This is a genomic window from Bacteroides cellulosilyticus (assembly GCF_020091405.1).
Lineage (GTDB): Bacteria > Bacteroidota > Bacteroidia > Bacteroidales > Bacteroidaceae > Bacteroides.
On the sequence record NZ_CP081903.1, the window covers coordinates 4,905,025 to 4,916,757 of the forward strand.

The window sequence follows — 11,733 nt, forward strand, 5'->3', positions numbered from 1 at the left end:
TGTTGCCAAGCCTTATGAATTTGGCAATGTGGCAATATGGCAATTTGGCAATATGGAGGTATTTAAAGCAGTTCCCCTTCTTGTCAGATTACAATCAAAAAAGGAGATATTCTTTCAATATAAAACTAAAATTCTACTGCTTGCTTTGATTTTGTTAATTTATACCTTTTGCTTTGATAAGTTTGATTTCTTTAACTTTTTGACGTAAAAACATCTTTTTTCTATTCTTTTGATAAATAAATAGGAGAAACATTAACTTTATGTTCCGGATATTTTGTATCTTTGCAACGTAAAAATCAAATATTAATTAGTATGTGTGGAATAGTAGGCTATATTGGTCAAAAGAAAGCCTACCCCATTCTTATCAAAGGATTGAAGCGATTAGAGTATCGCGGATATGATAGTGCAGGGGTAGCATTAATCAGTGATAACCGACAGTTGAACGTTTACAAAACGAAAGGCAAGGTTTCGGAACTGGAAACTTTCGTTACTCAAAAAGATATTTCCGGTAACATCGGAATTGCCCATACCCGTTGGGCTACGCACGGGGAACCTTGCTCCGCTAACGCCCATCCTCATTATTCCTCTTCCGAACATCTCGCTCTCATCCACAACGGCATCATCGAAAACTACGCCGTCCTTAAAGAAAAACTTCAGGCCAAAGGCTATTCATTCAAAAGCAGTACGGACACTGAAGTACTGGTGCAACTGATAGAATTCATCCAGAAATCCAAAAATACAGATTTGCTGACTGCTGTGCAATTAGCGTTGCGTGAAGTAATCGGTGCTTATGCCATTGCCGTGCTGGATAAGGACAATCCGGATGAGATTATTGCAGCCCGCAAGAGTAGTCCGTTGGTGGTAGGTATCGGTGAAGATGAGTTTTTCCTGGCTTCGGATGCTACGCCGATTGTGGAATATACAGATAAAGTCGTATATTTGGAAGATGAAGAGATCGCCGTCATCCACCGCGGAGAGAAACTGAAGGTGGTGAACCTGAAAAATGTGGAATGTCCGCACGAAGTGAAGACGGTGGCGCTGAATCTGGGGCAGTTGGAAAAGGGTGGTTATCCGCACTTCATGCTGAAAGAGATTTTTGAGCAGCCCGATTGCATTCATGACTGTATGCGTGGACGTATCAATGTAGAAAGTACAAATGTGGTGCTTTCCGCAGTGATTGATAACAAAGACCGCCTGTTGGTAGCCAAACGTTTCATCATCGTGGCGTGCGGTACTTCCTGGCATGCGGCGCTTATCGGAAAACATCTGATAGAAAGTCTTTGCCGCATTCCGGTGGAAGTGGAGTATGCTTCGGAATTCCGTTACCGTGATCCGGTGATAGACAGTAAGGATGTGGTGATTGCGATTTCGCAAAGTGGCGAGACGGCGGATACACTGGCAGCTGTGGAACTGGCGCGGAGCCGTGGGGCATTTATCTATGGCATCTGTAATGCGATTGGTTCGTCTATTCCGAGGGCTACGCATACGGGTTCTTATATCCACGTAGGCCCTGAAATCGGAGTGGCTTCCACCAAAGCGTTTACGGGGCAGGTGACAGTGCTCACCATGCTGGCGCTGACGCTTGCCAAAGAAAAGAATACGATAGATGAGGGGCAATTCCTTGCCATTGTGCAAGAGCTGAACCGCATTCCTGATAAGATGAAAGAAGTGCTGAAGCTGAACGGCAGCATTGCAGAGCTTTCCAAGATTTTCACGTATGCGCATAACTTTATCTATCTGGGACGCGGATATTCGTATCCCGTAGCCCTGGAAGGTGCGTTGAAGCTGAAAGAAATCTCTTATATCCATGCCGAGGGTTATCCGGCTGCTGAAATGAAGCACGGGCCTATCGCACTGGTAGATGCTGAAATGCCGGTGGTAGTGATTGCTACACAGAACGGGCTTTATGAGAAAGTATTGAGCAATATACAGGAAATCAAGGCGCGTAAGGGCAAAGTGATCGCCTTGGTGACAAAAGGGGATACGGTTATCAGCAAGATTGCCGATACTTGTATCGAGTTACCGGAAACAATTGAGTGCCTTGACCCGTTGATTACTACGGTACCGTTGCAGTTACTGGCGTATCATATCGCAGTATGCAAGGGGATGGATGTGGATCAGCCGAGGAATCTGGCGAAATCGGTGACGGTAGAATAGTGGACCTATAAACAATATAACAATCGGATGGAAGAACTGAAGCATGAATGTGGCGTTGCCATGATACGCCTGCTGAAACCTCTGGAATACTATGAACAGAAGTACGGCACATGGATGTACGGTTTGAACAAACTCTATCTTCTGATGGAGAAACAGCACAACCGCGGACAAGAAGGCGCCGGTTTGGCTTGCGTAAAGCTGGAAGCAAATCCCGGTGAGGAGTATATGTTCCGTGAGCGTGCACTCGGTTCGGGCGCCATTACCGAGATATTCGGTACGGTGCAGAGCAACTTTAAGGATCTGACAAAAGAACAGCTTCATGATGCGGATTACGCTAAGAAATACCTCCCTTTTGCGGGCGAGGCTTACATGGGGCACTTGCGCTATTCCACTACCGGAAAGAGCGGCATTTCCTATGTGCACCCTTTCCTGAGGCGTAACAACTGGCGGGCTAAGAACCTTGCTCTTTGCGGCAATTTCAACATGACGAACGTGGATGAGATCTTTGCACGTATCACTGCTATCGGCCAGCATCCGCGGAAGTATGCTGATACGTACATCATGCTGGAACAAGTGGGGCACCGTCTCGACCGTGAAGTGGAGCGCCTCTTCAATCTTGCCGAAGCGGAAGGATTGACAGGCATGGGCGTGACTCACTATATAGAAGATCATATGGACCTGGCAAACGTGCTGCGTACTTCGAGCAAGGAGTGGGACGGAGGCTATGTGATATGCGGACTGACGGGAAGCGGTGAATCGTTTGCCGTGCGCGACCCGTGGGGAATCCGCCCCGCATTCTGGTATCAGGATGATGAAGTGGCGGTGCTTGCCAGCGAACGCCCTGTGATACAAACCGCTTTCAATGTGCCGGCAGCCAGCATTAAGGAATTGATGCCCGGACAAGCCTTGCTGATTAACAAGACAGGCAAGCTGCGCACCACCCAAATCAATAAAGTGCGCGAGGTGAAACCCTGTTCTTTCGAACGTATTTATTTCTCACGAGGCAGTGATGTGGATATTTACAGGGAACGTAAACTATTGGGTGAGAAACTGATACCTAACATCTTGAAAGCCATCAATAAAGACCTTGACCACACCGTGTTTTCCTTCATTCCGAATACAGCGGAAGTTGCTTTCTACGGCATGTTGCAGGGACTGGATGATTATCTGAATGAAGAAAAAGTGCAACAGATCGCTTCCCTGGGACATAGCCCCAATCTGGAGGAGCTGGAACAGATACTTTCCCGCCGTATCCGTAGCGAAAAGGTAGCCATCAAGGACATCAAACTGCGCACGTTTATTGCAGAAGGAAACAGCCGCAATGACTTGGCTGCGCACGTGTATGATATCACTTATGGCAGTCTGGTGCCGGGTGTGGACAATCTTGTCATTATCGACGACTCCATTGTACGCGGAACCACTCTGAAACAGAGTATCATTGGTATTCTTGACCGCCTGGGCCCCAAGAAGATTGTGATTGTTTCTTCTTCCCCGCAGGTGCGTTATCCCGATTATTACGGCATCGACATGGCAAAGATGAGTGAATTCATTGCTTTCAAAGCGGCCATCGAGTTGCTGAAAGACCGGGATATGAAAGATGTGATAGCCGCTGCCTACCGCAAATCGAAAGACCAGGTAGGATTGCCGAAGGAGCAAATGGTGAACTATGTGAAGGATATCTATGCACCTTTCACTGACGAGGAAATCTCCGCCAAGATGGTGGAACTGCTGACACCTGCCGGAACAAAGGCGAAGGTGGAAATCGTATACCAACCGTTGGAGGGGCTGCATGAGGCTTGTCCAAATCATCGGGGAGACTGGTATTTCAGCGGTGATTATCCTACGCCGGGCGGGGTGAAGATGCTGAATAATGCCTTTATTGACTATATAGAACAAGTGTATCAATTCTGACAGCATTAGCTACAAGCTACGAGCTACAAGCTACGAGTGCCATGCGGTATGATAGTTTGCAGATAGATACAGCGCAGCCACTTGTAGCTCGTAGCTTGTAGCTCGTAACTAAGTAACTTTTATAACAAATATGAGAAATGTAACTCTTATCCTCGACGACGGGAGCCGCTTCCACGGCAAGTCGTTTGGCTACGAAAAGCCGGTAGCGGGAGAGGTGGTTTTCAACACAGCTATGACGGGATATCCCGAGAGCTTGACTGACCCCTCGTATGCCGGACAGTTGATGACGCTCACTTATCCGTTGGTGGGCAATTATGGTGTGCCGCCTTTCACTATCGAACCGAATGGGCTGGCTACCTTTATGGAAAGCGAACGTATCCATGCGGAAGCCATCATTGTAAGTGATTATAGTGAGGACTTTAGCCATTGGAACGCTGTGGAAAGCCTTGCTGATTGGCTGAAGCGCGAACAGGTGCCGGGCATCACAGGTATCGATACGCGTGAGCTGACAAAGGTGCTCCGCGAACATGGCGTGATGATGGGGCGCATCGTATTTAATGAAGAATTAAGAACTAAGAATGAAGAATTGCCTGCACTATCCGCTGTTTACGAGGGCGTAAACTATGTAGACAAAGTAAGCTGCAAAGAGATAATTCACTACTTCCCCGATGGCAACGCTACCCGCAGCGCAGCTAATTCTTCATTCTTCATTCCTCATTCTTCATTGAAAAAAGTGGTGCTTGTGGATTGTGGAGTGAAGAGCAATATTCTTCGCTGTCTGCTGAAGCGTGATGTGGAAGTCATCCGTGTGCCTTGGGATTATGATTATAATGAACTGGAGTTCGACGGACTTTTCATCAGTAATGGCCCGGGTGATCCGGATACCTGTGATGCTGCGGTGCAGAATATCCGCCGGGCAATGAAGAATGAAAAATTGCCTATCTTCGGTATCTGCATGGGAAATCAGTTGCTGGGCAAGGCAGGAGGAGCAAAGATATACAAGTTGAAATATGGTCATCGCAGCCATAACCAGCCGGTGCGTATGGTGGGCACGGAGCGTTGCTTCATTACTTCGCAGAATCATGGTTATGCAGTGGACAACAATACGTTGACGGAAGACTGGGAACCGCTGTTCATCAATATGAACGACGGGTCTAATGAGGGGATCAGACATAAACGGAATCCCTGGTTCTCTGCACAATTCCATCCGGAAGCTGCCAGCGGACCGACGGATACGGAGTTTTTGTTTGATGAGTTCGTGAAGTTAATTACAAATTACTGATTACAAATTACTTGTTTGTAATGGGTAATTAGTCATTTGTGATTTTTGAAAGTAATTTGTAATTAGTAATTAATAATTATTGACGTGAAAGAAAACAATATAAAGAAAGTCCTGCTACTCGGTTCCGGTGCATTGAAAATCGGTGAGGCAGGTGAGTTCGACTACTCCGGCAGCCAGGCACTCAAAGCTTTGAAAGAAGAAGGTATCTACACCGTTCTTATCAACCCGAACATCGCTACCGTGCAGACTTCGGAAGGCGTTGCCGATCAGATTTACTTCCTGCCTGTCACTCCTTATTTTGTAGAGAAAGTCATCGAAAAAGAACGTCCGGATGGTGTTATGCTTGCCTTTGGTGGACAAACGGCACTGAACTGCGGTGTTGCCCTCTACAAAGACGGAGTTTTTGAGAAATATGGTGTAAAAGTTCTCGGTACCCCCGTACAAGCTATTATAGATACGGAAGACCGTGAGATTTTCGTGCATAAGCTGAATGAAATCAATGTAAAGACTATTAAGAGCGAAGCCGTAGAAAATGCTATTGATGCCCGTCGTGCTGCTGCCGAATTGGGTTATCCGGTGATTGTCCGCGCTGCATACGCGCTTGGTGGACTGGGTTCCGGCTTCTGTGACAATGAAGAAGAACTGGATGTGTTGGTTGAGAAAGCTTTCTCCTTCTCCCCGCAGGTGCTTGTGGAAAAATCCTTGCGTGGATGGAAAGAAGTGGAGTATGAGGTGGTGCGCGACCGTTTTGACAACTGTATCACCGTCTGCAACATGGAGAATTTTGACCCGCTGGGCATCCATACGGGAGAGTCCATCGTTATCGCTCCGTCTCAGACGCTCAGTAACTCCGATTATCATAAGCTGCGCGAACTTGCTATCCGTATCATTCGCCACATCGGTATTGTAGGAGAATGTAATGTACAGTATGCATACGATCCTGAAAGTGAAGATTATAGAGTGATTGAGGTAAATGCCCGGTTGAGCCGTTCTTCCGCTCTGGCTTCCAAAGCTACGGGTTATCCGCTTGCTTTCGTTGCTGCAAAACTCGGTCTTGGATACGGATTATTCGACCTGAAGAATTCTGTGACAAAAACCACAAGTGCTTTCTTTGAACCTGCATTGGATTATGTGGTCTGCAAAATACCCCGTTGGGACTTGGGTAAGTTCCATGGTGTAGACAAGGAACTGGGTTCCAGCATGAAGTCAGTAGGCGAAGTGATGGCTATCGGCCGTACTTTTGAAGAAGCCATTCAGAAAGGTCTGCGTATGATAGGACAGGGGATGCATGGTTTCGTGGAAAATAAGGAACTTGTTATCTCTGATATAGACAAGGCGCTCCGTGAACCGACGGACAAGCGTATTTTTGTCATATCCAAAGCTTTCCGTGCCGGATATACCGTTGATCAGGTGCACGAACTGACGAAGATCGATAAGTGGTTCCTGGAGAAGCTGATGAACATCATGAACACCAGCAAAGAGTTGAAGCAGTGGAGCAAGAACCACAAACAGATAGCCGATCTGCCTTTGGAATTGCTGAAAAAAGCCAAGGTACAAGGTTTCTCCGATTTTCAGATAGCCCGTGCCATCGGTTATGAAGGAGACATGGAAGACGGTATCCTCTATGTGCGCAATCATCGTAAGAGTGTCGGCATTGTCCCTGTGGTGAAGCAAATAGACACTCTTGCTGCCGAATATCCTGCACAGACTAATTACCTGTATCTGACGTATAGTGGCATCTCTAATGATGTTCATTACCTCGGTGACCGTAAATCCATCGTTGTACTTGGTTCCGGTGCGTACCGTATCGGTTCTTCTGTAGAATTTGACTGGTGTGGTGTGCAGGCACTGAATACCATCCGTAAAGAGGGGTATCGCAGCGTTATGATCAACTATAATCCCGAAACCGTATCTACGGACTATGACATGTGCGACCGCCTCTACTTCGACGAACTTACCTTCGAACGGGTAATGGATATCCTTGAACTGGAAAATCCGCACGGGGTGATTGTTTCTACCGGTGGTCAGATACCGAATAACCTTGCCCTGCGTCTGGATGCGCAGAAGGTGCCTATACTCGGTACTTCCGCCAAAAGCATTGACAACGCCGAAGACCGTGAGAAGTTCTCTGCCATGCTGGACCGTATCGGCGTAGACCAGCCTCGCTGGCGCGAGCTTACGAGCATGGACGACATCAACGAGTTTGTGGAAGAAGTGGGTTTCCCGGTACTTGTGCGTCCGTCATACGTGCTTTCAGGTGCTGCAATGAACGTTTGTTCCAATCAGGAAGAATTGGAACGCTTCTTGCAACTTGCGGCCAATGTATCGAAGAAGCATCCGGTGGTTGTCAGCCAGTTCATCGAACATGCCAAGGAGGTGGAGATGGATGCGGTGGCACAGAATGGAGAAATTGTGGCATACGCTATCTCTGAACATATTGAGTTTGCCGGGGTGCATTCGGGGGATGCTACGATTCAATTTCCGCCGCAGAAGCTTTATGTGGAGACGGTACGCCGCATTAAGCGTATCAGTCGTGAGATTGCACGCGAACTGAATATCTCCGGTCCGTTCAATATCCAGTATCTGGCCCGTGAGAATGACATCAAGGTGATTGAGTGTAACCTGCGTGCATCCCGTAGTTTCCCGTTCGTCAGCAAGGTGCTGAAGATTAATCTTATCGAACTGGCTACGAAGGTGATGTTAGGGCTTCCGGTAGAAAAGCCGAATAAGAATCTCTTTGAACTGGATTATGTAGGCATCAAGGCCAGCCAGTTCTCTTTCAATCGCTTGCAAAAGGCCGACCCGGTGTTGGGTGTGGATATGGCATCTACAGGTGAGGTCGGTTGTATCGGAAGTGATACGTCCTGTGCCGTGCTGAAGGCTATGCTTTCTGTAGGTTACCGCATACCGAAGAAGAATATCCTGCTTTCTACCGGTACACCGAAACAGAAAGTGGAAATGCTTTCCGCTGCCCGTCTGCTTCAGCAAAAAGGGTATAAGCTCTTTGCAACGGGAGGTACCAGTAAGTTCCTTACGGAGAATGGGGTGGAGAATACGCAGGTGTATTGGCCCAGTGAGACTAACCAACAGCCGCAAGCGTTGGATATGCTGCACAAAAAGGAGATCGACATGGTGGTGAATATTCCGAAGAACCTCACTGCGGGTGAGTTGAGTAACGGATATAAGATTCGTCGTGCCGCTATCGACCTGAATGTTCCGCTGATTACGAATGCCCGCCTGGCAAGTGCTTTCATCAATGCTTTCTGTACGATGACGCTGGATGATCTGGCAATTAAATCGTGGGCGGAGTATAAATAATCTCTGTATAACAAAGTGATAGCGCCCCGTTGCATTGCAAAAATGTAACGGGGCTTTTGCTTTTTATATGCTGCAAAACATATCTCTATTTCTTGCTGATTCAGAATAAATAATCTTTCTTTGCACCAGCACAGTTCAGCACAGTGGGCTGCGTCATCCTTACTTTGATTAAACCTGTATGCGCAATATGAAAACAATTTTCGGGCAACAAACGACGAAGGTAAAACAACTGGCCGATTTGATCAGCCAGGACATTTCCATGGGACGTTACAAGACGGATACCGCCCTGCCTTCCATCAATCAGTTGAGCCACGATTATAAAGTTTCCCGCGACACGGTTTTTAAAGCTTTTATTGATCTGAAGGAGCGGGGGATTATCGACTCTACTCCTGGTAAAGGTTACTATGTGGTGAACCGCCAGAAAAATATCCTGCTGCTGCTCGATGAATATTCACCTTTTAAAGATACGCTATATAACAGCATCATCCGTCGCCTTTCCACGCGCTACAAGGTGGACCTGTGGTTTCATCAGTATAACGAAGCATTGTTCAATGCTATTCTTCGCGATTCCATTGGCCGTTATAATAAGTACGTGGTAATGAACTTCGATAATGAAAAGATTTCTCCTTATCTCTATAAGATAGACTCTTCCCGCCTGTTGCTTCTTGATTTCGGGCAGTTTGATAAGCGGGAATATTCATACATCTGTCAGGACTTCGGTGAAGCCTTTTACGCGGCTATGGCTCAATTGTCAGATAGGTTGCAGAACTATCGCAAGCTTATCCTGTTTCTGGCACGGGAAAGTAAGCATCCCAAGGAGACGTGCGATTATTTCAGGAAGTATTGTGTAGATCATCAATTGGAATGTGAGATAATAGAGACTTTGGATGACAGGGAAGTGCATTCCGGTGAAGCCTATATTGCCATCCGTCAGGTGGATGTGGTGGAGATTGTGAAGAAGAGCCGTGCGGCAGGTTTGACGTGTGGCGTTGATTTCGGCTTGATAGCCTATAATGATACGCCGGCTTATGAAGTGATTGATAAGGGAATAACAGTGATGAGTGTTGATTGGCAAAAGATGGGAATCCTGACGGCAGATTTCATCTTGAGTGGCAAACCCATACAGGTTTGTCTGCCGACTGAAGTAAATTTAAGAGGCTCTTTATAGCCTTTTTTTACAAACTGATTTCAGCACAGTTCAGCATAGATGATATTTTATTAACCAAATATAATGATAGCATGAAAAAGTATCCGAAAATCGGGATTCGTCCCACTATCGACGGCCGCCAGGGTGGCGTACGTGAAAGCCTTGAAGAAAAGACAATGAATCTGGCTAAAGCAGTAGCCGAGTTGATCACCAGTAACTTGAAGAATGGTGACGGAAGTCCGGTGGAGTGTGTGATTTCAGACAGTACCATCGGTCGCGTAGCCGAAAGCGCGGCTTGTGCCGAGAAGTTTGAACGCGAAGGCGTGGGTTCTACTATCACAGTGACCTCTTGCTGGTGCTACGGTGCCGAGACTATGGACATGAATCCGTATTATCCGAAAGCTGTTTGGGGATTTAACGGTACGGAACGTCCAGGAGCTGTATATCTGGCAGCTGTATTGGCAGGACATGCACAAAAAGGATTACCTGCTTTTGGCATTTACGGACGTGATGTGCAGGATCTGGATGACAATTCCATTCCTGCCGACGTTGCAGAAAAACTGCTTCGTTTTGCACGTGCCGCACAGGCAGTAGCAACCATGCGCGGAAAATCTTATTTGTCGATGGGTAGCGTATCCATGGGTATTGCCGGTTCTATTGTAAACCCGGATTTCTTCCAGGAATATCTGGGTATCCGTTGCGAATCTGTAGACCTGACTGAAATTATCCGTCGCATGACTGAAGGTATCTATGATAAAGAAGAGTTTGCTAAAGCGATGGCATGGACAGAAAAGTATTGCAAGAAAAATGAGGGCAAGGATTTCAATATCCCCGCAAAGACCAAGACCCGTGAGCAAAAAGACGAAGATTGGGAGTTTATTGTGAAGATGACTCTTATCATGCGCGACCTGATACAAGGTAATCCGAAACTTCGCGAAATGGGATTCAAGGAAGAGGCACTTGGACACAATGCCATTGCCGCCGGTTTCCAGGGACAACGCCAGTGGACGGATTTTTATCCGAATGGTGACTACTCCGAAGCTCTGCTGAATACTTCTTTTGACTGGAACGGTATCCGTGAAGCATACGTAGTAGCTACTGAAAATGATGCCTGCAACGGCGTAGCCATGCTCTTCGGCCATTTGCTGACAAACCGTGCACAGATATTCTCTGACGTGCGTACATATTGGAGTCCTGAAGCAGTGAAACGTGTTACGGGTAAAGAATTGACCGGTTTGGCAGCTAATGGCATTATCCATCTGATTAACTCCGGTGCTACCACTCTGGACGGTACAGGCCAGCAAACAAATGCACAGGGTGAACCTGTCATGAAACCTCATTGGGAAATTTCCGAGGCTGAAATGGAGAAATGTCTTGAAGCTACCACCTGGTATCCCGCTAACCGTGATTATTTCCGTGGAGGTGGTTTCTCTTCCAACTTCCTGTCAAAGGGTGGAATGCCTGTAACTATGACCCGTCTGAATCTGGTAAAAGGCCTTGGCCCTGTGCTTCAGATTGCTGAGGGATGGACGGTAGAGATTGATCCGGAAGTTCACAAACTGCTGGATGAACGTACAGACCGTACCTGGCCTACTACTTGGTTTGTGCCCCGTCTTTGCGATAAACCGGCATTTGAAGATGTGTACTCGGTAATGAATAACTGGGGAGCCAACCACGGTGCTATCAGTTACGGACACATCGGTCAGGATTTGATTACGCTGGCTTCCATGCTCCGCATCCCGGTTTGCATGCACAATGTGGATGAGAAGAAGATATTCCGTCCTGCTGCCTGGAATGCATTCGGTATGGATAAGGAAGGAGCTGATTACAGAGCTTGCACAACGTACGGACCTATCTATAAATAATGGGAATCAGGAGTTAAAATTCATTCATATCCCTATAATAATGAACCGAACTC

Annotated in this window: 6 protein-coding genes; all 6 read left to right on the forward strand. The window is 47.0% G+C overall.

All coding sequences use genetic code 11. From position 1 onward, the window contains the following. The first annotated feature begins 312 nt into the window (after window positions 1-312). Complete coding sequence (glmS, locus tag K6V21_RS18520; protein ID WP_217713159.1) at window positions 313-2,157, forward strand: glutamine--fructose-6-phosphate transaminase (isomerizing); 1,845 nt, start codon at window positions 313-315, stop codon at window positions 2,155-2,157. Between the two features lie 27 nt (window positions 2,158-2,184). Further along, a complete protein-coding gene (locus K6V21_RS18525) occupies window positions 2,185-4,068 on the forward strand; it encodes an amidophosphoribosyltransferase (RefSeq protein ID WP_224319495.1) in 1,884 nt (627 codons plus the stop codon). Between the two features lie 130 nt (window positions 4,069-4,198). Beyond that, on the forward strand, window positions 4,199-5,350 hold the full coding sequence (gene carA / locus K6V21_RS18530) for a glutamine-hydrolyzing carbamoyl-phosphate synthase small subunit (RefSeq protein WP_224319496.1): 1,152 nt from the start codon (window positions 4,199-4,201) through the stop codon (window positions 5,348-5,350). A gap of 84 nt (window positions 5,351-5,434) precedes the next feature. Next, a complete protein-coding gene (gene carB / locus K6V21_RS18535) occupies window positions 5,435-8,668 on the forward strand; it encodes a carbamoyl-phosphate synthase (glutamine-hydrolyzing) large subunit (protein ID WP_217713156.1) in 3,234 nt (1,077 codons plus the stop codon). A gap of 187 nt (window positions 8,669-8,855) precedes the next feature. After that, window positions 8,856-9,836: a winged helix-turn-helix domain-containing protein gene (locus K6V21_RS18540; RefSeq protein WP_224319497.1), complete on the forward strand. Its 981-nt coding sequence runs from the start codon at window positions 8,856-8,858 to the stop codon at window positions 9,834-9,836. A gap of 71 nt (window positions 9,837-9,907) precedes the next feature. Continuing rightward, window positions 9,908-11,680 (forward strand): L-fucose isomerase, encoded by a 1,773-nt coding sequence (fucI, locus tag K6V21_RS18545; RefSeq protein WP_022393551.1) that lies wholly within the window; start codon window positions 9,908-9,910, stop codon window positions 11,678-11,680. Window positions 11,681-11,733: the final 53 nt, after the last annotated feature.

Coding starts and splice junctions, on each gene's coding strand:
- glmS (WP_217713159.1), top strand. CDS start 313: ATGTGTGGAATAGTAGGCTATATTGGTCAAAAGAAAGCCTACCCCATT.
- K6V21_RS18525 (WP_224319495.1), top strand. CDS start 2,185: ATGGAAGAACTGAAGCATGAATGTGGCGTTGCCATGATACGCCTGCTG.
- carA (WP_224319496.1), top strand. CDS start 4,199: ATGAGAAATGTAACTCTTATCCTCGACGACGGGAGCCGCTTCCACGGC.
- K6V21_RS18540 (WP_224319497.1), top strand. CDS start 8,856: ATGAAAACAATTTTCGGGCAACAAACGACGAAGGTAAAACAACTGGCC.
- fucI (WP_022393551.1), top strand. CDS start 9,908: ATGAAAAAGTATCCGAAAATCGGGATTCGTCCCACTATCGACGGCCGC.